Genomic DNA, 21,359 nt, shown 5'->3' with positions numbered 1-21,359 from the left:
TGCCACATGCTGATCTTAGAAACAGGGGTGAACACGTGAATACGAAATCAAGTTTGTATCGCAAAGAGATGATGTATGGATACTTGTTTATTTTGCCTCCACTACTGGGGCTTCTGATTTTTGTGTTGTTCCCGTTCCTCTACTCGCTCTACGGTTCGTTCACGGATTGGGACGGACTTGGACAGATGAACTTTATCGGACTAGCCAATTTCAAGGATTTGCTGACCGACGATCTTTTTTACAAGGCGATGTTTAATACGTTTTACCTGATGCTCGGCATTCCGATTGGTTTGTTGCTTGCGTTGCTGCTGGCGATGGGACTGAATCGTAAAATTCCGGGTACGACCACATTTCGTGTGATCTACTACATACCGGTTATCTCATCTCTGGCGGCCGTATCCATCATGTGGAACTGGGCGTACAACGGAGACTATGGTCTGGTAAACCAGTTCCTCGACCTGTTTGGCATTAAAGGTCCGAACTGGCTGGCAAACAAAGATACGGTCAAACCGGCCTTGATTATCATGACCGTCTGGAAAGGTCTTGGCTACACGATGCTGTTATATCTGGCAGCACTGCAAAGTGTATCCCGCACGTATTACGAGGCCGCAGAGCTGGACGGCGCCAACGGATTTCAGATTTTTCGCAATATCACCTGGCCGATGGTGAAGCCTGTTACTTTTTTCCTTGTGGTAACCAATATTATCGGGGGTTCACAGATTTTTACCGAGATGAACATTATGACGCCTACAGGCGGACCGGAATATGCATCGGCTTCGATTGTGTTTTACATCTGGCAAAAGGCGTTCAGCAACCTGCAGATGGGCTACGCGTCAGCGATGGCCATGATTCTCGGATTGTTTATCTTTGTTATTACGCTTGTGCAATTCAAACTAAACGAAAGATCAGCCTACGACGGGGATTAATGGGCGAGGAGAGGAGCTGAACGGGAGATGTCTTACAGTCAAAGAAGGAAGGTAACAAACTCCATCATATTTATCGTTCTGTCCATCGGTGCGATTGCGATGATTGCACCTTTGCTCTGGATGCTGTCCACCTCGCTCAAGGAGAAGCAGGATGTATTCGCGCTGCCGCCGGTATGGATTCCGGAGGTGTTCCAGTTTGGTAAATATAAAGAGATTTGGGAAGCAGGGCCGCTGCTCAGCGGTATCAAAAACAGTCTTATTGTAGCACTCAGTGTGACGGTGGTAGGCACATTTACGTCGAGTCTCGCTGCATTTGCTTTTGCCAAGCTGAGATTTCCGCATAAAAACAAACTGTTTCTCGCCTTGCTGGCGTCTATGATGATTCCCTATCCAACGGTGATGATTCCGCAATTCATGATGTTCTCCAAGCTAGGCTGGGTGGACACCTTGCTGCCGCTCATTGTTCCAGGGTTGTTCGGGAACGTGATTATGATCTTTTTCCTGCGGCAATATCTGCTCAGTGTACCGGATGCAATCATTGAAGCGGCGAAGATTGACGGAAGCTCTTACTTCCGCTTGTACTCCAGCATTACATTTCCGCTGATCAAACCGGCCGTCGCTGCACAGCTGATTCTGTGGTTTATGGGCATCTGGAACGATTATCTGGCACCGATTATTTATTTGAATTCACCGGAAAAGCAGACGCTGCAGCTCGTAATTGCGAACTTTAACGCGACATATGCGATACAAACGGATTATCCGCTTATTATGGCTGCGTCGATCGTTGCTTTGCTGCCTGTTCTGATTATCTTTCTGATCTTCCAGAAGCAAATTATCGAGTCGGTGGCGATTTCAGGGGTCAAAGGGTGATGGTGATGAAAGCACGGAGAGTGTGGAGAGCATGGGAGGAACGGATGGAACGGAAGGAAGCAAGCGAACGAAAAGAATGGAAAGTGTCGGAGAGACGAGAAGCACGAGTAGATTGGAGATATTGCAGAGAACCAAAGGGGCCGCACAAGGCGAGGAAGGGAGTTGTGGCATTCATGTTGCTGATGCTTATGGGCGTGACAGGCTGTGCAGATGGCGGGAATACGGCGAATCCACCCGTTTTTCCGGAAGCTCCGCAGGATACGAAGCTGTATGATCTTTCGATTCTGGACGATGAATCCAAATGGACAGTGAACAATGCACATGATCCGGCTATTATCAAAACAGACCAAGGGTACTACGTCTATTCCACGGACGTACGTGTGGCAGGAGAGCCTAAACCCGGTGTGATGGTCCGCAAGTCAGATGACCTGATCCACTGGAAATGGGTGGGGCAGGCTCTGCCGGGCATTCCGAAGGAAGCGCTGGACTGGACGGGAGCGACAAACTTGTGGGCACCGGATATTATCAAGGCTGGGGATACGTACCGATTGTATTATTCTGCCTCCAGCTTTGGCAGCACGCAGTCTGCAATTGGCTTGCAGACCTCCAAATCTCCGGAAGGACCTTGGAAGGATGAGGGACTTGTGGTGAAGACGGCCGGTCAGGAGAAGGACGGTCTGAATGCCATTGATGCCAATCCGGTGCTTGATGCCTTGGGCAACCCATGGATGGTATACGGTTCATTTTTCGACGGGATTTATATAGCACCGCTTGACCCGGATACGGGCAAGTTCAAGGAAGAGGGGTACGGTACCCGTATTGCCGCAAGAGATCGGGCAACCGAAGAGGGCGCAGTTGAGGGGCCCTATATTGTCTACAATCCTGAGTTTCAAAAATATTATCTGTTCGTCTCATATGATTCCCTGTTCGAGGATTATAACGTACGTGTAGCGCGTGCCGATTCCATTACAGGGCCTTACACGGACATGAACGGGAATAACATGTTAGACACGGAGCATTTGCCGCAGTATGAGATTGGCACTAAAATTTTGGGAGGATACCGTTTTACCGAAGGGGAGGGCTGGGTTGCCCCGGGACACAATTCAGTGCTGAAAGATGGCGATGATTATTACATCGTGCACCATGCCCGGGGAGAGACGGACAAAAACTGGCCGTATCTGCATGTGCGTAAAATGCTGTGGACCAAGGACGGCTGGCCTGTCGTCTCGCCGGAACGTTATGCGGGTGAGACAACGCAGGATATTCCCGATTCGATGATTGCCGGAACCTGGGAAGGAATGACGCTTGATCCGGCTGTGAATGGACAGGTGCAGGCAGTGCCTTATACGCTAACCGCGAAAGGTAAAATCGAAAGCGAGAACGGTTCAGGCACCTGGACGTTTGATGGTAAGCAAACGTTAACGCTATCGTGGAAGGAGAGTCCTGCGGGCGGCGCTTCCACGGAAGAGCTAAGGCTGCTCCCATCCTGGGATTGGGAGCGGAGCCAGCCTGCGCTGGTGGTAACCGGCCTGAACGACCGCGGCATCGCGGTCTGGGGCAAACAAATCAGCGCAGCTGAGTAGATCGCTGACCCGGGATGAGGGTCAGCGAGGGGCGCGCTGCACAAGCGAGAGCAGCGCGAGGCGCACGGAGATGTTGCAGCCAGCGCCATGGGGCACCAGCAGTGAGAGGGAGGAAGGAGCCGCGTGTGCGAGTTTGGCATCCGATTTCCACCGCCAGGAGCGGTGAAGGAAGAAATCGGAGGACAAGGAGAGCACCAAGGCCCTACCGCCCGCGAACGTCTGCTGTGCCTCTCTAACCCTGCTCTCCATGTTTTCGCCGAGCACATCATAGATTCAAGCCATACACACACATATGAAAGGGGTTCATTCCCATGACCAAAACCATGACATTTACCAATCCTATGCTGGAGCAGCGTGCTGATCCGTGGGTGTACCGCCATACGGACGGATACTATTATTTTTCCGCCTCTGTGCCGGCTTTTGACCGAATTGAAATCCGGCGCGCCGAGACGCTGGAGGCTTTGAGAGAAGCTGAGCCAGTGACCGCCTGGACGAAGCGCGAGACAGGACTGATGAGCGCGAACATCTGGGCACCGGAGATTCATTTTATTGATGGCAAGTGGTACATATACTTCGCAGCAGCCCATACCAGCGAGACAAACGACGGTCTGTTCGATCATCGCATGTACGTGCTGGAAAATGATGCGGCTAATCCGCTTGAAGGAACATGGGTGGAAAAGGGCCAGATTCGAACTAGATGGGAGAGCTTTGCGCTGGATGCTACAACCTTCGAGCACCAAGGCACGCGTTATCTGGTTTGGGCACAGAAGGACCCGAGTATTGACGGCAATTCCAACCTTTACATTAGCGAAATGGAAAATCCATGGACGCTTCGCGGCGAACAGGTCATGATTTCAACGCCGGAATACGATTGGGAGATTATTGGCTTCAAAGTCAATGAAGGCGCAGCCGTGCTGCATCGAAATGGTCGTTTGTTTATCAGCTATTCAGCCAGCGCAACCAATCATCATTACTGCATGGGTCTGCTCACCGCTGATGAAGATGCGAATCTGCTTGACCCTGCAAGCTGGGTGAAGTCTCCTGAGCCGGTGTTCCAGACTTGTGAAGAAAATGGGCAATATGGCCCCGGACACAACAGCTTTACCGTTTCACCTGATGGCAAAACGGATATTCTCATCTATCATGCACGAAACTACAAAGAGATTGAGGGTGATCCACTCTACGATCCAAACCGTCATGCCCGCGCTCAGGTGATTCATTGGAATGAGGATGGTACGCCGAGCTTTGGTGTTCCCCTTCCTGATGGTCAGGTCTTGACCGAGGTGAAATAACGCTAGGTGCGCTTATAGGAAGAGTCTTTTGTTAGCAGAACATGCTAAACGAAAGGCTCTTTTTGTTAATCATGTCTGGAGAAGGGTGGAGCAAGATTGGAGCAAAAAAACTTGAATTAGAGGTTTGGATCAGGGAGGCTTTGAGCAAGAGCAAGAGCAAGAGCAAGAGCAAGAGCAAGAGCAAGAGCAAGAGCAAGAGCAAGAGCAAGAGCAAGAGCAAGAGCAAGAGCAAGAGCAGGAAAGCAACCGAAGTCGGGCAGTAACGTATACAATTACATCGAAAATAAATTCAAGCTAAGCTCGATTACCTTTGAAGCGCTACGCTAATTTAGCCGCACACTTTTCTAACGATCTCCAGAAGCGCTATTTCGGCAATATTACTCGTTTTTATTTTCTAACGATTTCAGGAAACCTTATTTTAGGAATTTGATGTGGAAATGGGTGCTTATCTTGTGTTTTCGGCAAAATAAGCTTCCTAGGGATCGTTACAATGTGAGAACGCTCAATATAGCTTAAATAAGCTCATCTGAAATCGTTAGAATGATTGGAGAAGGTTTGGGGGTGCTTCACCCCCAAAGCCAAAGCTAATTCTACAACCAAACCTACAATCAAGCTCCAACCCAAACTCAAGCTCAAGCTCCAACCCAAACTCATGCCTAAGCTCCAAGGCTAACCCCAACTCGAACTCCAGTTCAACCAATTCGGTTGTTACTTCGGAATAATAAGCTCAGGGAAAGCCAGGTGGAGTACAATGTTGGGGATATACCATGACAACCTGTTAGGAGGATCATAGATGGAATCACGCGAGACACTGGATCGGGAACTTGAACACATTTTAAAGTGGGAAAATGAACAGAAGGATCTGTTCATTTGGGATAAAATCGGGCGTTTGCCGTTTGTCATGCTGGATAAAGTGATGCCGAAGGCGTTAAAGCAGAAGATTGGTGATGCGTTAAACGAAGTGGGCCAGTACCTGCAGACAGGCGGCAAGTTCCTTGTACAGAAGAAAAAAGTAGCCAAGCTCTTGCAGGAGGAAACCGAGCGCTCGGGTTACCCGATGACAACGGATTACATTTACCGATTAGAGCAGGATGCAGAAACGGAGAACACCGCCCAAATTCATAGTGTGCACAAAATACCGCTTGAGGTGCTGGACCGTGTGGCGGACAGCATCACCGAAAGTCGGAGCAAGTTCGCTGCGGCACAAGGGGCTGCAACGGGGTTTGGAGGCATCGTCACCATTGCAGCGGACATTCCGCTCGTCATGGGGCTTTCTTTGAAAGTGCTGCAGGAGATGGCGCTGTGTTATGGTTACGATCCCGATGATCCGCTAGAGCGCGTTTTTATTGTAAAATGTCTGCAATTCTCTTCTGCTGATATCGTGGGCAAAAAAGCCATCCTTGATGAATTGGCGGATTACGACAACCCGGATAAGCAGGTAGAGGTGGTATCCCAAATGCAGGGCTGGCGTGAGGTATTTAACTCCTATAGTGAGTCTTTTGGTTGGAAAAAGCTGTTCCAGCTGGTGCCTGTTGCGGGTATGATTTTTGGTTCAGTCAGCAACAAAAATACGATCCAGGATGTGGCTGAAGCAGGTAAAATGCTGTACAAGAAACGTCTGATTCTGCAGCGTTTAAAATAGATCACAGTCTGATGTTGCTTGGTACATGTTCATGTGGACAGATACGATTGTCTGAACAGGCTAACGATTTAGATATATCCCGTCACAATAGCCAAGGCTCCTGCAGCTCTGTATGATTCAGAACGACAGGAGCCTTATATACTTAATAGAATAGAGTATAGTATAGTAAATCTTTCAAAGACTTCCATTGCTCTAAAATGGTAAATAAATTCCAGTCAAATTGTACACCCAGTACATAGAAGCCACGATTAAGAAAAGCCCGCCAATGGATTTGCCGTTGATCGTAGCTCCCCAATTGTATGGCTTTTTATCCTGAGCCCCTTCATACAATCCAAACGTTAAGAGGAAAACGCCTGTTACAAAACCTATTTGTGAAAGAATGAGTATTACACCGGCTACCATTGTGAACCTCTCTCCTGATGAAAAATAGAGACGAACTAGTCCTCACTGCCGTTTTCCTGTGCCCAGCGATGGAGCAGATTATCGGATGGCAGCAGAAATGTGAAAGTGCCGATGAGCGGAAGGAAGCTGCGTAGCTGCATCGCAGACTAATAAATTTTACTTAAATGACATGCGAGATATACTTTCATCCAGTCTTCGCTATCATTCAAATCCAGTGCCAGAATTTCCTCCAGTTTACGCAGCCGTGTGTACAGCGTGTTGGGATGAATATGAAGCTGTTCTGCTGTGAGTGACATGGAACGGTTATTTTCCATATATACACGCAGTGTCAATTCGAGCTCCTCTGCCTGATATTTATAACTGCGAAGAGGGGAAAGTACATCATGGATGTAACTCTCAATCTCTTCCATATCCTGCTGAAGAAACAACCGATTAATCCCAATTTCTTCATACTGCATGATGCCTGTACGCTGGCTTTTGCGCAGAAAAAGTAATGTGCGTGATGCTTCCTCATGACTTCTGGCTACATGCTCCAAACCTGAATACATTCCCCCGATTCCACCATATAGAAGTGGGAGTCTTGAGGTAACGCTTTGTTTTACCAGGTTTTTCAACTTGCGGACAAGCTGCTGTTGGCTGCGTACTTGTTGCGCCTGAAGCAGAATTGTAACCTTCTCATGTGAACTGAATAACAGCACGCTCTCACCGGAGAGCTCCTTCTCGATAAGAGCAATGAAACGCTGCATAATGACGTTGCTTTCCTTGAGATCCTGAACATTTTCCGCAAGATGTAAGAGACAGACAAACATCGATTTTTGGCTAGACAAACCAAAGCGCTGTATCTTATCAGAAAGTTCGGCCGGTTCCCTATATTGAATAAGCTCTTCGAAAAAATCCCTTCTCCGTCGGTATATCATTTCCGTCATGGAGTAGGTGTTCACCAACTGTAGCATGACCACAGCGGATCCTTGCTCCAGAATATCATGGTCCAGTGGACGAAGCGGGCGTTTTAGCTGTACAACAAAGCATCCGGCAAGTAGCGGACCATTATGAACAGGGAAAATATAATAAGGAATTTGTCTATCTGAATCGAGTATAACAGGAGCCAGATTTTTACCCAAAGTCTGGTCCAGTTCTGAAGCTGTAAAGGGCACGTTATGCTGCACAGGGTACCACTCTTGCTTTGTTAGATCAACGAAGCAGGTAGGTAATCCTATATTTTTTTCAACGGCCTGAATCATCTCTGGCAAAGAGCGGCTATCCATGGACAGTTGAGTGAATAGATTATGAATTTCGTTTCGAATAACCAGATATCCATTTGTTTCAACAAGCTCATTAACCATACGTGCATTGGAGATCGCGATAGCAGCCTGATCGGCGAAGCCTTGCAGCTTGATCAGATCGCTTTCATTTAGCAGCTTGGTATCTTTATATTGATAAACAAGCAGGACACCGATTCGGTCTTCTTTCATCGTAACGGGCACTGCAATCGTTCTTTTGGCAAAACCGCTGTAGTGGCTGGATTCGGCGAAGATGCGAACATTTTCGAGACTGAGCGTACGAATGATTTCCTCGAATACTGGAGTATTGTCCTCATAGATTTTGCCTTTGCCCTCACGATAAACGGTCCCGGTAATACCCTCTTCAATATCTGAAGTAATTTGATAGATGGAGTCTGTGAATCCAATCTGGGCTTTGGACACCCATTTCCGAGTATCCGGATCAATCATCATAAATAATGCGTTGGAAGCGGCGGGAATGACCTTGAGTGAATTCTCCAATATTTTAAAGAGTAAATTATTCAGATCAAGAGAACTGGTCAACTCTCTAAGTCCTCCCAGCCAGCGCTCATGATGCGCACGTTCGATAGTGATCTGTTCCTGCATGAGCGTGTCCCGAATCAAATACTCCAGTAGCAGACGTTGATTAGCGGACACAGCAACTCCTTCGGGCAATGCCATTCTGATCTCGCAGTGATCCAGCAGTTCAATAGAGAAAGCTAACGTTTGTATATTATTTGACGGAAACTCTGACGAGTTCAACAGTTCATCCTCCAGCCAGGCCGGGGCAGGATAATCAGACTCTGTCTCTGCTGATGGATACCAGCACCTCCAGTGCTGATCATACATATCCCGTCTCCAGATATGAATATCTGCTGTCCCCCAAGTCGTTCTCATCCAGTCCACCAATGCTTTCATAACGATCAACTCTCATCTGATGAATTTGTTATATAAGTTAACATATTGAACGGTCTATTGAAATAGAAAACTGTTGTCAATTGTGGATAGCCACATATTTTTATGAAGAATTCTGATGGATTCTCCAATGACTTTGGGCAGGGATGATTTCTATAATGTCAATATATCTAACGCAATTAACTAGGGGGGAACCAAATTGACATTTACATTACTTGATCATTATGGCGTAGAACAGCTGGTGTATTGTCAAGACAAGCAGTCGGGCTTGAAAGCTATCATTGCGATACATGATACTACGTTGGGACCTGCATTGGGGGGAACTCGCATGTACCCTTACGCCTCGGAGGATGAAGCTTTGGAGGATGTAGTTCGTCTGGCTCGCGGTATGACTTACAAAGCGGCAGCGGCTGGTCTTCAGCTTGGCGGTGGGAAGGCTGTAATTATAGGAGATCCCAAAAAAGACAAGAGTGAGGCCTTGTTTCGTGCGTTTGGCAAATATGTGAATACACTACAGGGACGGTATATTACTGCCGAGGATGTCGGCACAACCGTAATGGACATGGATTATATTCATCAGGAGACTCCATATGTGACAGGGGTTTCTCCTGAATTCGGAAGTAGCGGCAATCCTTCACCAGTAACCGCGTTTGGCGTATTTCAAGGAATTCGTGCGGCAGCGAATGAAGTCTACGGTTCTCCTGATTTATCCGGCAAAGTGGTGACTGTACAGGGAGTTGGCAGTGTAGCCTATCATTTATGTGGTTTTCTAAAAGAGGCGGGTGCCGAACTCATCGTCACCGATGTGGTTCAGGAGCATGTAGACCGGGCTGTGCGAGAGTACAATGCTACAGCAGTTGGGGTTAACGAGATTTATACAGTGCCATGTGATATTTTTGCACCTTGTGCGATGGGCGGTATTCTTAATGACGATACACTCTCATTATTGAAGGCTCGGATCGTTGCTGGTGCAGCCAATAACCAGCTTCGGGAAGAACGCCATGGTGATCTGCTGCATGAACGCGGAATTTTATATGCACCTGACTACGTTGTTAATTCAGGTGGACTAATCAATGTATCTGATGAATTACAGGGATATCAACGAGAACGGGCGCTTAACAATGTAGCGAAAATTTATGATCAGCTAGGCACCATTTTTGAACTGGCCAGACAGCATAGCATTCCTGCATTCCGGGCGGCAGACATGCTTGCGATTCATCGAATTGAACAATATAAAAAAACAAATGATTATAGCATAGAAGGGATGTTGTGAAATGGAGAAACGAATGTGGTTAACCGGGGCGACGCTTATTGATGGCAGTGGTGGGGAACCGCTGGAGAATAGTGGAGTTTTTATTGAGGGAAAAAAGATAATGTATGCAGGTTCGGCAAGCAGCTTTATCGTACCTGAGGGAACAGAAGTTATCGAGCTTCATGGTAAAACGATCATGCCGGGTATGATTGATGCCCATGTCCACATTCATGGTCCCAAATCACTGAATATGGCACAAGTCGCTCTGGAGCCGAGCGAAATGCAGATGGGACGAGCCTTGCAGGATTTGCCTAAGCTCATTCAGGCCGGCTTTACAACAGTGAGGGATGTCGGCAGTCATGTTGCTGTATATATTCGTGATCTGATGAAAGAAGGGGTCGTGAAAGGGCCGCGAATCAAAACCTCCCGCCATATGTTGAGTCAGACGGGGGGGCATGCAGATATTCATATGCTACCGAGTGAAATGAATATTTTTACTACCTGCGATGGGGTCGATGAGTGTATCAAGACGGCGCGTACACAATTTCGTGAAGGGGCGGACTTTCTCAAAGTGTGCTCTACGGGTGGAGTGTTGTCGGAGAAGGATGATCCGCGCTGGTCACAGTTTCGTCTCGATGAGCTCAAAGCTATCGTGTATGAAGCGGAGTCCGTTCAATCCTATGTAGCTGCTCACGCCCAAGGGACGCAAGGGATCATTAATGCATTAACGGCCGGAGTCAAAACGATTGAACACGGGATCTACATCGATGAACGTGGTATTGAACTTATGCTGCAGCAAAAGGCAGTGCTTGTGCCGACCTTATCCATCGTTCATCGCATCATCCAGGAAGGACATAAATTCGGGGTGCCTGAATTCGGCATCCGCAAGGCACAGCTTGTGTATCAGGAGCATATCGAGCATATGATTACAGCTCACAAGGCCGGGGTAGTTATTGCTTCTGGTACGGATTTCTGTTCATGTGCTCCTGTAGAGCATGGAGGGAATGCACTGGAGCTTGAATTGCTTGTGAACGATGTGGGCTTCACACCGATGGAGGCGATCGTAGCCGCGACTCGTTCTGCTGCAGCCGCGATGCAGATGAGCGAACAGATCGGCACAATTGAAGCGGGTAAACTGGCAGATATTATTGTACTGGGAGTGAATCCGTTGTCGGATATCAGATTGCTGCAGACAAACAGTAATATAGAGCAAGTATATCTTGAAGGTGAACGTTTAAAATGATGTAAAAACGAGTCACTGCATTTTTTACATGAGAACGGGGGAATCCATATGTTCAGTCAGCCGATTTTTATAGCCGCTATTTTACTTCTTCTTCTGGCCGTAGGTGAATTAGTTTCAATATGGTCCAGAGCACGTATTCCTTCGCTACTCATTATTCTGGTTGGATTCCTGCTGCTGAGCTGGGCTGGATTTTTCCCGGAAGGTATCGTCAAAACCTCTGCCTTGACCGCTTTCGGAAGCCTGATGGTTGCACCGCTTGTGGTTCATATGGGAACCCTGATTCCGATTAAACTGATACGATCGCAGTACAAAGCCATACTGATCTCGCTCATTGCGACGATAACGGGAACAGTACTCATTCTGTTAATCGTTTCACCGATCTATGGATATGCTGTTGCGGTATCGGGAGCAAGTCCGGTTGTAGGTGGAATTTTGTCTTACCTGATTACAACGCAGAAGCTCCAGGAATTAAATCTTGCATATCTGATTACAATCCCAGCCGTCATTATGGCGATTCACTCTCTATTCGGTATGCCTATTGCAACCAATCTGCTACGTCGCTATGTGTTAAAGATGAAGGGGCAAGGTTTTTTTGAAAATAAATCGGTCGTTGGAAGTGCTGATCCTCATGCAGTCAACACAACCAAATCATTGCTTCCGAGTCGCTTTCAGACGCCACCCATTTTGCTGTTCCTGCTCTTTCTGGCAGGGAGCCTGGCTGTGCTTTTGAACAGTCTGACTTCGATCAACTACAGTATCTGGGCATTGCTGTTGGGTATTCTGGGGCATATGGCAGGCATATTCCCGGCTCGTATCATGGACAAGGCAGGCACAACCGGGGCAGCTATGGTAGGTTTGATCGTTGTAGTTATGTCCAGTGCAGGCGGAGTGACGTATGATGCACTGATCCAGTCCCTGGGCCCTGTACTGCTGATCATTGTAATCGCGGCAGTAGGTATCATTATTGGTGGCTTTGTGGCTTCCAAGATGCTCAAGTGGGACCCGCTCAAAGGCATTCCTGTGGCATTGACAGCCATGTTTGGTTTTCCCGGAGATTATATCATTTGCGAGGAAGTTAGCCGCTCGGTTACAGAAGATGAGCAAGAACGTAAAGTCATTCTGGATGAAATACTCACGCCGATGCTTGTTGGCGGCTTTACTACCGTAACCACGGCTTCTATCGTTGTTGCCTCGATTCTGGTGAATACGCTGTAGACCGCCAAAGCAAACAATCCATATTCTGTTACGATATCTAAAGGAGGGGAACCATGAGGGAGTGTGTCTTGTCGGTGACGGTGAGCAATCATCCCGGAGTGCTGGCTCGCATATCCAATTTGTTTGCTAGTTTAGGGATCAATATTGACAATATTGCCACGGTAAGATCGCGAGATCGGCATGTGTCCCGCGTACGCATTCAAGCTGAACTGGATGATGAAGGCGTGGAGAGAATCTCGTATTCCTTACAGCAGCTACCGGATGTCATCCGGCTGGACAAGGTGCGCACACGCTCGAAGCGTTTCTCCTATTGGTCAGCCGCATATGGTCTGTTTATCGCAGTGATGGGTCTTAATCTTGTTTCACCCATCTATGCGATATACAAGCAGCAGTGGCATCTCACACCCGGGATGCTATCCATTGCTTTTGCTGCTTATGCGATTGCTCTTATTCCGACAATCATAATCACTGGGCAGTTGTTATCCGGTGGGGGCTTTCGCCGGTTTCTTGTGCCCGGCTTGATCATCGCGATGGCAGGCACACTCTGTCTGCTTTTTGCTACGAGTTATCCGATGCTCGTGATTGCCAGAGTTCTGCAGGGGATATCCGTAGGCATATTCAACGGAGTTACTGTTGCTGCTCTGACCCAGCTGCATCCGAGGCAGGATCGAAGGCAGGCCGCAATGGTTGGTGCTATCGCTGTGACTGCAGGAAATGCGCTAGGGCCAATGATGGGCGGCATATTGGCACAATATGCGCCGTATCCGGCACAGCTCCCTTACGTCGTGCATTTATTGCTTATGATCCCAGGACTCCTCTGTCTCATAAGCTCCCGTGCTGAATTATCCGGCAGAACTTCTGGATACAGGCTTCATATGCCGACCCTTCCGCGCTCGGGAACAAAAACATTCAGTGTTGCTGTGCTTTCATCATTTGTAGCATGGGGGATTACAAGCTTGTATGGCTCGACAATTCCGATGTATTTGAATGAGTGGATCGGACAAACAAGCTATGTCCTGTCCGGGCTTATTGTGGCTATCGTATTAATTATTGCTGCACTGGCTCAATTCAAAAGTGCACGCTGGAAGCTTCGCAGCATGGGTTTATTCGGGACACTGCTGATCGGAGCAGGGCTGCTGCTGTTGGTAGTGACGGTGCACACCGGGTCAATGATTTGCTTGTGTGCGTCTATTGTTTGCGTAGGCATGGGGTATGGACCGCTCTATGCAGGAAGCCTGGCCCTTGTGAATGAAACGACCTCGGATGAGTGGCGTGCAGATGTACTATCTTTATTTTATGTAGGAACATATCTTGGCGTTGTGTTACCTGCTGTTGGTCTGGGTTTGATGACCCAGTGGTTTGGCTTGCAGAGAGCATTTGATTGTTTTGCCGTTCTGTTTGTCGTGCTTATTCTGACAGGGCTGCGAGGCTGGAGCAGACAAAAAACAGGTTAGACTGAGATAATAGGAGAAGGAGAAAAGAGAAAAGAGAAAAGAAAAAAAGAAGAAGAGGAAGAAGAAGAAGAAGGTTCCTGCTCGTCTGGTTAAACAGTACAAGCAGGAACCTTTTTGTCGTTTTATTCAGTGGCAAATGCACTGTTTAAATTACTCCTCGCTACCGTTTTCCTGTGCCCAGCGATGGAGCAGCTTATCGGATGGCAGCAGAAATGTGAAAATGCCGATGAGCGGCAGGAAGCTGCACAGCTGCATTACAGGTGATACGCCAATGGCATCGATCCAGTTGCCTAGCACGAGCGCTCCTATGCCGCCCATTCCGAATGCGAGGCCTGTGATAAGACCCGAGACGGTTCCGATTTTGCCGGGAATGAGCATCTGGGCATATACTACCGTTACCGAGAAGCTGGATAACATAATAAAGCCGATAATCGTCAGCAGCACGCCCGTCCAGAACAGATTGGCATAAGGCAGCAGCAGCGCCAGCGGTGCGGCTCCAGCCATCGATAGGAAGATCATGTTACGTTTACCGAAGCGATCCGCGAGCGGACCGCCAAAGAACGTACCCAGTGCGCCAGCAGCGAGAAACAGGAAAATATAAATCTGCGCGTCCTCTGTAGACAATGCAAAGGCTTCCTTCAGGTTAAATGCATAGAAGCTGCCGATCAATGAAACGTACCAGGAACGAACAAATACAAGCAGGATTAAAATCGTAATCGCCGCGGCAATCTTCTTACGCAGGGCCGGATTGGGAGCTCGGCGGGCAGCTGCCTGTTTACGCAGGTATGTACCGGATTGCAGCATTTTTCCATACCACCGTGCAACATAAAGCTGAACGGCGATGCCCATCGCTGCAATTCCGGTGAAGCCGATCGCTCCGAACAGACCAAACGGGATGAAAATCCAGCGTGTCAGCAGCGGAGCAAGGGATTGCCCTGCATTGCCGCCTACCTGAAAGATGGATTGAGCGAGCCCGCGGCGAGGGCCGGCAGCCATGTGAGATACGCGTGAGCCTTCTGGATGGAAAGCAGCAGAGCCAAGACCAACAAATATGACGGAGATGAGCACCATTACATAGCTGTCAGCAAAGGCTAACAGCAGCATGCCAGTGAACGTAAAACCCATGCCAACCGGAAGAATCGCCGGGGTCGGTTTTTTATCAGCAAACCAGCCAACGACCGGCTGCATAATGGATGCGGTGAAGTTAATCGCAAACGCAATCCAGCCAATCTGGGTATAGGTCAGGTGCATGGAATCTTTTAAAATGGGAAAAATCGCCGGAATCACAGACTGAATAGAATCATTGAACAGATGCACCAGACTGATGGCAATAAGAATCCGGTATACGGTGCCTTGGGCATCCAATCCGGTCGGGGCCTTGGAATGCGCAGCGGCATCCTTGGCTAAAGTGGTTTGAGTGGACATAATCAGTTCTCCTTTGGTCGCGGTCACGAGGGATCAGCGCCTGATGTTAGATTCTATGCAATTAAGCATATTGTTACATAATAGGATAGATTGCATGAAGCGACAAGGGGAACAGGGGAGAAAGTTGAAACAACAGAATGGCTTGAATGGGTGGTCGGCTAGGGCGTGTCTGAAAACGCTGAAGGAAGCAGATTTTGCTGAATTTTCGTTCCAAGCCAGGAAGTTTTCCGCAGGCGTGCCGGGGCACGTCAAGGGAAAGTGACGCAGCAGGGGGCGAAAAGGCGGTAAAAGATGCACTTCAGTAGTTTTCAAGATACGCCCTGGTCTCCTGTGTAAGGAGGTGATGCCTGTGGAGATAAAAGATGTACTGACGCTAATGATCAGTTTTGCGGGGTTTACAGTAACCTTGATTGGACTGGTCGTAACAATCGTCATTGCATTGAATAGTCAAAACAAAAAGAAATAGACCGCCCCGACTAAGGTAATGGTCTATTTCAATTACCGATTACAGCCACCGCCCTTGAAAGCGGCTGTTGTAAAAGAGTGAGGATGTTGACGCATCCTTACTCTGTTTATTTTATCCTTGTTGACTATAGTTTATCACAACATTTCCCAAAACTCCACATGTACAATGCTGGCTTTTCACCAATTCCATACCATTGTCAATTGGTCTGGACGGAAATTTTGGTAGAAACAGGTGAGGTCTATCATTATCAATAATGGAAAAACGGGGCTACTTCATGTTTGGAAGAGTCCCGTTTTTATAATTTTGGATCAACGATTATCAATCGTCTCCGGGTTCATATCGTGGTTCATCATGCGGTGTTCAGCCATCTGCTCGTACTTCGTTCCGGGCTTGCCGTAGTTGGTGTACGGGTCGATGGAGATGCCGCCGCGCGGGGTGAATTTGCCCCAGACTTCGATGAAGCGCGGGTCCATCAGCTTGATTAGGTCGTTCATAATAATGTTCACGCAGTCCTCGTGAAAATCACCATGGTTGCGGAAGCTGAACAGGTACAGCTTGAGTGACTTGCTTTCGACCATTTTGATATCGGGAATATAGCTGATGTAGATCGTTGCAAAGTCCGGCTGACCCGTAATCGGGCACAGGCTGGTGAACTCCGGGCAGTTAAATTTGACAAAATAATCACGGTACGGGTGCTTGTTATCAAAGCTTTCCAGTATGCCCGGATCATATTCAAACGTATATTTCACATTCTGGTTGCCCAGCAATGTTACATCTTGCATCTCGTCAGGTTGTCTCATAGGGTACAAACACTCCTCTTATCCAGTCGAAGCCGCAGGCCTCGTAATAATCTTGCATATATAGTGACAGGCAGAACAGCCTGTATTCTTCTGAAAATGCTTAAAGCAAACATACATCATGCCGCCCATATCACCCATATCACCCATATCACCCATACCGCCAATAATCTCCATTCCACCCATACCGCAATAACGTCCATACTACCCATAACTTTCTTTCAAAACGTGTCCCAATGATATGTGAGGTATTACGGTTATGTTCGAAACAGGAAAGGGGGTCACACTCCGCGTTTATTGCCCCATACCAGCGTATGAAGCTGTGGCAGCACGCGCACATTGTTCAGATCGTCCGAGGCACTTACCTGATCAATTAGCCATTCATAACGTTCCAGCAACGAAGCCGCCAGATCCGGCGTATCCGCCGAAGCAACATCCGGGTTCCCCGTTTGTAAAAATAAAGCGGTGCCCGGATACCGTGCATGCACACGGCGGGCATAGTCGAGGTCTGTCTGATCGAAGATCACGATCTTCAGACTATGGCTTCGATCTGCCTTGCCGGCAGCCAGCCGGCCGATCACATCGTCCAGAACCGCCCAGTCGGTGTCCATGCCCGAGCTGGGTGGCTTGGGCGAGACCGTGACTTCGTCAATGTCCGCCAGCCATGACTGCCAGCGTGAGCCCTGCGTCTCGACCGCGGTGCGGACGCCGTTCTCCCGCAGCAGGGCAACCAGCCCGCCCAGCGAAGGCAGCAGGGCGGGGTTGCCGCCGGAGAGGGTGACATGGGAGAAACGTGTGCCGCCCAGGCGGCGCAGTTCATCCCATACCGCCTCCGGCGTCAGCATGCGAATCTGGTCCTTGCCACTGCCGTCCCAGGTAAAGGCCGAGTCGCACCAGGAGCAGCGGTAATCGCATCCCGCGGTGCGCACAAACATCGTTTTCTGTCCGATCACCATGCCTTCGCCCTGGACGGTCGGACCAAAAACCTCCATGACAGGGATGCGTGCTTCCTTAGCTTGAGCTTGAGGTCGATCTGTAGCCAGCGTGGAAAGGATATCCTGACCCTGCTCGTTCTGCGCAAGCACATCCGCTTGCATGTCAACTGCAAATGTGCTTTTGACCTGCTTCTGCTCCTGTGCACTACTCATCGATCATCCACTCCCGTCTCGCTTCGGCATAACTGGTCGGCGTTTCGAAGAGCCGCACAAACTCGGTCCGAGCGCCGTCGGTAAGTCCCGCGTAGGGCTCGGACTGTAAAGCCTGTTCCATCTGTTCAAACAGCCAGACGACCATATTTTCAGCCGTTGTATTCATTAAGGGTAGCGTTTCGTTCAAATACTGATGATCCAGATAACCTTCAATACGTTTTTTCCAGATATCCTTGATATGTCCAAAATCAACCGTCAGCCCGGTGTCACCTGGATAACCGCTGATACCAAAAATGACTTTATACGTATGCCCGTGCAGATTTTTGCACTTGCCTTCATAACAATGCAGATGATGCGCCGCATCAAATGTAAACTCCTTGCTGACCAGTACACGTTTGCGATGATATCTCAGCTGTGAGGGCAGAATATCCTGATCGATCCGCTGCAAACGTTCAACAATCCGAAATGTCCCCGGTTCTCTCATCATGCATCCACTCCAGTTGAGGGCGCTGCTTCCAGGGCAGTCGTCCGTTCCTGTACGTAGCGATCCAGTCCTGCTTTGCGCAGCTTGCAGGCAGGGCATTCACCGCATCCGTCACCAATAACACCGTTATAACAGGTAAGTGTACGTTCGCGTACATAATCAAAAGCGCCGAGCTCATCAGCCATTTTCCATGTCGCAGCTTTATCCAGCCACATCAATGGAGTATGAATAACGAAAGGATAATCCATCGACAGATTAAGGGTCACGTTCATCGACTTCACAAATGAATCCCGGCAATCGGGATATCCGCTGAAGTCTGTCTCACATACACCTGTAACCAGGTGACGGGCGCCTTTTTGTTTGGCCAGAATAGCTGCAAAGCTAAGGAATAGCAGGTTCCGACCATCCACGAAGGTGCTTGGCAGCTCGCCTTCCTCATGTGTAATCTCCACATCGGAACGTGTGAGTGCATTAGGAGCAAGCTGGTTCAGCAGGCTCATATCGAGTACCGTTTGCTGTACGCCCAGATCCTTGGCAATGGCTGCGGCACACTCAATCTCGAGTTTATGGCGCTGACCATAATCAAAAGTAACGACTTCTACTTCGGCGAATTGCTTCTTCGCCCAGAACAAACAAGTTGTACTGTCCTGTCCGCCGCTGAATACAACGACAGCTTTTTCTTCGTTCAACATAAAAAAACCTCTCCATCTTCTTGAGATCACCCCTGCATGGCAGCAAGGAATGTCGGAAGAACAGAGAAGCTCATGAACTGGCATCCATCAAAAAACACACCTTCTCAATGACAGCTTCAAAAAAGCTGCAATAAGAAAATGTCCTTAGTTTTTTACGTACACCGTGTCAAACATACACAGCACTTCAATAGTTGTTTGAAGCCGGTCTGTGTAACATCTGAACGCAGAGAGCTGTACGCAAGACTGTAAGCTGACCTTAACCTAAAAGCAATATGCCCGTAAACTGGTCCAGTCTTGTAGAGGGAGTTCGCGAACCTCTCCCATGCCGCAGGGCATGGATTTTCTTCTTTAATTGTCCGGGTACAGTATACCACATCTCTAACCGATCGGCATATATTTTAGAAGTCCCTAGATCTGTTATTTGATAATCACATTACCGAAAGGAATAACTTCTTTTAATATCCGTTTAAACAAGCCCTCATCGTTCACGTCCTGCTGCAGCTTGTAATTCTCACGTCCAGCCTGGAAGAGTACGGAGCCGTGTCCTGTCATTTTCCAATGATAGTTCATATGCTGGCTGGCCAGATTATTCCCGTATACGGTCAGCTCCAGATGAGCATTCTCCGGGTAAGCTATAATGCTTCCGGCGTCCACATAGAGCGGAGCGGTGGGGTGAAGCTCCTGCTGGCATACCTGCCCCTGCGTCAGCAGTCCGATCTTGCCTTCGCCCGAAAACTTCATCTTGACGGCATCCCGGGTGATCAGCATATTTTTGATTTTCTGAATTTTGGTATGCATCGTGACCCCGTCAGTATAGAAGAACAAATGACGAAAATCATAGAGCAGATCGCTATTCTCGGTCAGCTGTACTTCTTTCATCGTAAATCCGGGAGGAAGAGCGGCGACAAACTGACAAGGGCCGGTAATCTCCGATTTGATGAGCTTTTTTTTGCGATATATGCCCGATATGTTCAACAATTTATCCTGCCTGCTGTTACTGGGGCCACGAAAGGCAACGATCTGCTGCGGATGCAAAATGTGAAGACGGTCATCCTGTATCAGTGAAAAAGTAACCACTTGTCCGGCTGTGCCAGCTTCAGTATGGTTCAGATGTATGTTCATCCCATTGCTCCTGTTCTGTTATACTCGGCCTGACCGACGGCGCATTCCCCAGCGCATCACACGGATCAGAAGGAAGTAACCTGCGATGAGAGAAACGACAGTAATCACCATCGTTTGAATACGCTGCGTTGTAGCGGTTCTGGCATCCTGTTCATTTTGCAGCTTGCTGACCATCTCGGTGAGCTTTTGATTCTGCGCCAGCAGCTGTTCATTCTGTGCTTTAAAGGCCTCGACGCTGGCTTGGGCTTGTCCCAATTGAGTAGAGGTCTGATTTAACTGCTCCAGTGTCTGCTTGTAGCTTTCCTGCAAGGCATTGACTTCTCCAGGCAGTTCGGAGACGCGCTCCCATCCGCTGTAGATATCCGAAAATATATTGGCACTCGCTGCATGAGCAGTGGAAGCTAATGTGATCGTGAAAAGTATACAAGTGCTGAGTAACACCCGAATGAAATAACCCGGAATGGATTTTGGCATCATTAACACCTCTTTCTTCGGTAAAATGGATCGGCTGCCGAATTCGTCGGCATTTGTTGAATTACGGCTCTTTCATTATACGTCAAAAACAGGACGAAGGGTTCAAGAGGATTAAGCTTTATTACCCGAAAAGGCCTGAAAATTTCGAAATGAAACAAATGTTTAATTCCAGATCGGATGGGGTAATACAAGGAGAGCAAAACTTCGAAAACAAAAAATAAAAATACTTTTTTTGCGTATATGCAGTGCGTAAATATGTAATAAACTGTCGTATACCAAATAGATTTAATTTAAATGAATTTTGAGAAATGAAGGAGTAGAATATTATGTGTACATCAGATCATAACACTTTAACGAAAACGATTATAATTACCGTAAACGGTGAGCCAGTAGGACGCAAACTTATTATTGACAGTGTAACTTATGCTCCTGTTCCTGAAACGGATTGTGTACAGTACATGCACAACATGGAGATTAATCCTCCTGCCGTGTAAGATAGGACTTGTCATAGAGAGATGTGTCAAAAGCTTGGCTAATAGCCAGGCTTTTTCGTCGTTTATTGTCGCTTCTAGGCGGATCAAGGGAGAGAAAACTAATATAATGGAAAAAAGTAATGAGAACATATGTTCCGTGACAATATAGTGTCCATTCACCCTGCTAACTTAGAAGATAATACA

Annotated in this window: 21 protein-coding genes; 12 read left to right on the top strand and 9 right to left on the bottom strand. The window is 48.1% G+C overall.

The genetic code is table 11. The features are described from left to right. Positions 1 to 35: 35 nt before the first annotated feature. The 6 genes from IEW26_RS13695 (at position 36) to IEW26_RS13670 (ending at position 6,313) form a co-directional block, all read left to right on the top strand. A complete protein-coding gene (locus IEW26_RS13695; RefSeq protein WP_111268725.1) occupies positions 36 to 926 on the top strand; it encodes a carbohydrate ABC transporter permease in 891 nt (296 codons plus the stop codon). Positions 927 to 953: 27 nt separating this feature from the next. After that, complete coding sequence (locus IEW26_RS13690; RefSeq protein ID WP_111268726.1) at positions 954 to 1,796, top strand: carbohydrate ABC transporter permease; 843 nt, start codon at positions 954 to 956, stop codon at positions 1,794 to 1,796. A gap of 173 nt (positions 1,797 to 1,969) precedes the next feature. Next, entirely contained in the window at positions 1,970 to 3,379 is a 1,410-nt protein-coding gene (locus tag IEW26_RS13685) for an arabinan endo-1,5-alpha-L-arabinosidase (RefSeq protein WP_188592909.1), read from the top strand. A 311-nt stretch (positions 3,380 to 3,690) separates the two neighbouring features. Continuing rightward, complete coding sequence (locus tag IEW26_RS13680; RefSeq protein WP_145403518.1) at positions 3,691 to 4,671, top strand: glycoside hydrolase family 43 protein; 981 nt, start codon at positions 3,691 to 3,693, stop codon at positions 4,669 to 4,671. Positions 4,672 to 4,795: 124 nt separating this feature from the next. Then, positions 4,796 to 4,969, top strand: coding sequence for a hypothetical protein (locus IEW26_RS13675; protein WP_188592785.1), 174 nt, complete (start codon positions 4,796 to 4,798; stop codon positions 4,967 to 4,969). Positions 4,970 to 5,464: 495 nt separating this feature from the next. Further along, positions 5,465 to 6,313 carry an EcsC family protein gene (locus IEW26_RS13670; RefSeq protein WP_188592784.1) on the top strand — a complete coding sequence of 283 codons (849 nt, stop codon included), beginning with the start codon at positions 5,465 to 5,467 and terminating at the stop codon, positions 6,311 to 6,313. Between the two features lie 192 nt (positions 6,314 to 6,505). On the opposite strand, the gene IEW26_RS13665 is transcribed toward IEW26_RS13670, so the two are convergent. Both IEW26_RS13665 and IEW26_RS13660 read right to left on the bottom strand, forming a co-directional pair. Further along, a complete protein-coding gene (locus tag IEW26_RS13665; RefSeq protein WP_188592783.1) occupies positions 6,506 to 6,715 on the bottom strand; it encodes a hypothetical protein in 210 nt (69 codons plus the stop codon). 146 nt (positions 6,716 to 6,861) lie between these two features. Further along, on the bottom strand, positions 6,862 to 8,913 hold the full coding sequence (locus IEW26_RS13660) for a helix-turn-helix domain-containing protein (protein WP_188592782.1): 2,052 nt from the start codon (positions 8,911 to 8,913) through the stop codon (positions 6,862 to 6,864). 196 nt (positions 8,914 to 9,109) lie between these two features. Here IEW26_RS13660 and IEW26_RS13655 point away from each other — a divergent pair, with 196 nt between their 5' ends. The 4 genes from IEW26_RS13655 to IEW26_RS13640 are packed head-to-tail and all read left to right on the top strand — an operon-like array spanning position 9,110 to position 14,074. Then, entirely contained in the window at positions 9,110 to 10,183 is a 1,074-nt protein-coding gene (locus IEW26_RS13655; protein ID WP_188592781.1) for a Glu/Leu/Phe/Val family dehydrogenase, read from the top strand. 1 nt (position 10,184) lies between these two features. Next, positions 10,185 to 11,405 carry a metal-dependent hydrolase family protein gene (locus tag IEW26_RS13650; RefSeq protein ID WP_111273706.1) on the top strand — a complete coding sequence of 407 codons (1,221 nt, stop codon included), beginning with the start codon at positions 10,185 to 10,187 and terminating at the stop codon, positions 11,403 to 11,405. A 48-nt stretch (positions 11,406 to 11,453) separates the two neighbouring features. Then, complete coding sequence (locus IEW26_RS13645; RefSeq protein WP_111273707.1) at positions 11,454 to 12,620, top strand: hypothetical protein; 1,167 nt, start codon at positions 11,454 to 11,456, stop codon at positions 12,618 to 12,620. A gap of 53 nt (positions 12,621 to 12,673) precedes the next feature. Further along, positions 12,674 to 14,074: an MFS transporter gene (locus IEW26_RS13640; protein WP_188592780.1), complete on the top strand. Its 1,401-nt coding sequence runs from the start codon at positions 12,674 to 12,676 to the stop codon at positions 14,072 to 14,074. Positions 14,075 to 14,224: 150 nt separating this feature from the next. Here IEW26_RS13640 and IEW26_RS13635 read toward each other — a convergent pair whose 3' ends face one another. Continuing rightward, positions 14,225 to 15,499, bottom strand: a complete 1,275-nt coding sequence (locus IEW26_RS13635; protein ID WP_145403512.1) for an MFS transporter — start codon at positions 15,497 to 15,499, stop codon at positions 14,225 to 14,227. A gap of 349 nt (positions 15,500 to 15,848) precedes the next feature. On the opposite strand from IEW26_RS13635, the gene IEW26_RS30350 reads away from it, so the two are divergent. Beyond that, complete coding sequence (locus tag IEW26_RS30350; RefSeq protein WP_229729863.1) at positions 15,849 to 15,965, top strand: putative holin-like toxin; 117 nt, start codon at positions 15,849 to 15,851, stop codon at positions 15,963 to 15,965. Between the two features lie 308 nt (positions 15,966 to 16,273). Here the strand turns inward: IEW26_RS30350 and queF are convergent, their stop codons facing one another. The 6 genes from queF to IEW26_RS13600 all read right to left on the bottom strand — a co-directional run bounded on the left by queF (position 16,274) and on the right by IEW26_RS13600 (position 20,685). Further along, a complete protein-coding gene (queF, locus tag IEW26_RS13630) occupies positions 16,274 to 16,765 on the bottom strand; it encodes a preQ(1) synthase (protein ID WP_110897191.1) in 492 nt (163 codons plus the stop codon). Positions 16,766 to 17,043: 278 nt separating this feature from the next. Next, complete coding sequence (gene queE, locus IEW26_RS13620; RefSeq protein WP_229729862.1) at positions 17,044 to 17,754, bottom strand: 7-carboxy-7-deazaguanine synthase QueE; 711 nt, start codon at positions 17,752 to 17,754, stop codon at positions 17,044 to 17,046. Between the two features lie 148 nt (positions 17,755 to 17,902). Further along, positions 17,903 to 18,394: a 6-carboxytetrahydropterin synthase QueD gene (queD, locus tag IEW26_RS13615; protein WP_188592907.1), complete on the bottom strand. Its 492-nt coding sequence runs from the start codon at positions 18,392 to 18,394 to the stop codon at positions 17,903 to 17,905. Then, positions 18,394 to 19,083 (bottom strand): 7-cyano-7-deazaguanine synthase QueC, encoded by a 690-nt coding sequence (queC, locus tag IEW26_RS13610; protein ID WP_184188889.1) that lies wholly within the window; start codon positions 19,081 to 19,083, stop codon positions 18,394 to 18,396. The genes queD and queC overlap by 1 nt, the downstream gene beginning before the upstream one ends. A gap of 420 nt (positions 19,084 to 19,503) precedes the next feature. After that, positions 19,504 to 20,208: an AIM24 family protein gene (locus IEW26_RS13605; RefSeq protein WP_188592778.1), complete on the bottom strand. Its 705-nt coding sequence runs from the start codon at positions 20,206 to 20,208 to the stop codon at positions 19,504 to 19,506. Positions 20,209 to 20,226: 18 nt separating this feature from the next. After that, positions 20,227 to 20,685 carry a hypothetical protein gene (locus IEW26_RS13600; protein ID WP_145403510.1) on the bottom strand — a complete coding sequence of 153 codons (459 nt, stop codon included), beginning with the start codon at positions 20,683 to 20,685 and terminating at the stop codon, positions 20,227 to 20,229. A 323-nt stretch (positions 20,686 to 21,008) separates the two neighbouring features. Between IEW26_RS13600 and IEW26_RS13595 the strand changes: the two genes are divergently transcribed. Then, positions 21,009 to 21,176, top strand: coding sequence for a hypothetical protein (locus IEW26_RS13595; protein ID WP_167434141.1), 168 nt, complete (start codon positions 21,009 to 21,011; stop codon positions 21,174 to 21,176). Positions 21,177 to 21,359 lie beyond the last annotated feature (183 nt).

Source organism: Paenibacillus silvae (genome assembly GCF_014639235.1).
GTDB classification, from domain to species: Bacteria; Bacillota; Bacilli; order Paenibacillales; family Paenibacillaceae; genus Paenibacillus; species Paenibacillus silvae.
This window is presented reverse-complemented; position numbering and strand designations above follow the sequence as displayed.

Bases quoted from the DNA above. Each gene is read 5' to 3' on its own strand.
- IEW26_RS13645 (WP_111273707.1), top strand. From the start codon at position 11,454: ATGTTCAGTCAGCCGATTTTTATAGCCGCTATTTTACTTCTTCTTCTG.
- IEW26_RS13595 (WP_167434141.1), top strand. From the start codon at position 21,009: ATGTGTACATCAGATCATAACACTTTAACGAAAACGATTATAATTACC.
- IEW26_RS13670 (WP_188592784.1), top strand. From the start codon at position 5,465: ATGGAATCACGCGAGACACTGGATCGGGAACTTGAACACATTTTAAAG.
- IEW26_RS13640 (WP_188592780.1), top strand. From the start codon at position 12,674: ATGAGGGAGTGTGTCTTGTCGGTGACGGTGAGCAATCATCCCGGAGTG.
- IEW26_RS13600 (WP_145403510.1), bottom strand. From the start codon at position 20,685: ATGATGCCAAAATCCATTCCGGGTTATTTCATTCGGGTGTTACTCAGC.
- IEW26_RS13690 (WP_111268726.1), top strand. From the start codon at position 954: ATGTCTTACAGTCAAAGAAGGAAGGTAACAAACTCCATCATATTTATC.
- IEW26_RS13685 (WP_188592909.1), top strand. From the start codon at position 1,970: ATGTTGCTGATGCTTATGGGCGTGACAGGCTGTGCAGATGGCGGGAAT.
- IEW26_RS13650 (WP_111273706.1), top strand. From the start codon at position 10,185: ATGGAGAAACGAATGTGGTTAACCGGGGCGACGCTTATTGATGGCAGT.
- queD (WP_188592907.1), bottom strand. From the start codon at position 18,394: ATGAGAGAACCGGGGACATTTCGGATTGTTGAACGTTTGCAGCGGATC.
- queE (WP_229729862.1), bottom strand. From the start codon at position 17,754: ATGGAGGTTTTTGGTCCGACCGTCCAGGGCGAAGGCATGGTGATCGGA.
- IEW26_RS13665 (WP_188592783.1), bottom strand. From the start codon at position 6,715: ATGGTAGCCGGTGTAATACTCATTCTTTCACAAATAGGTTTTGTAACA.
- IEW26_RS13680 (WP_145403518.1), top strand. From the start codon at position 3,691: ATGACCAAAACCATGACATTTACCAATCCTATGCTGGAGCAGCGTGCT.
- IEW26_RS13605 (WP_188592778.1), bottom strand. From the start codon at position 20,208: ATGAACATACATCTGAACCATACTGAAGCTGGCACAGCCGGACAAGTG.
- IEW26_RS13660 (WP_188592782.1), bottom strand. From the start codon at position 8,913: ATGAAAGCATTGGTGGACTGGATGAGAACGACTTGGGGGACAGCAGAT.
- IEW26_RS13635 (WP_145403512.1), bottom strand. From the start codon at position 15,499: ATGTCCACTCAAACCACTTTAGCCAAGGATGCCGCTGCGCATTCCAAG.
- queF (WP_110897191.1), bottom strand. From the start codon at position 16,765: ATGAGACAACCTGACGAGATGCAAGATGTAACATTGCTGGGCAACCAG.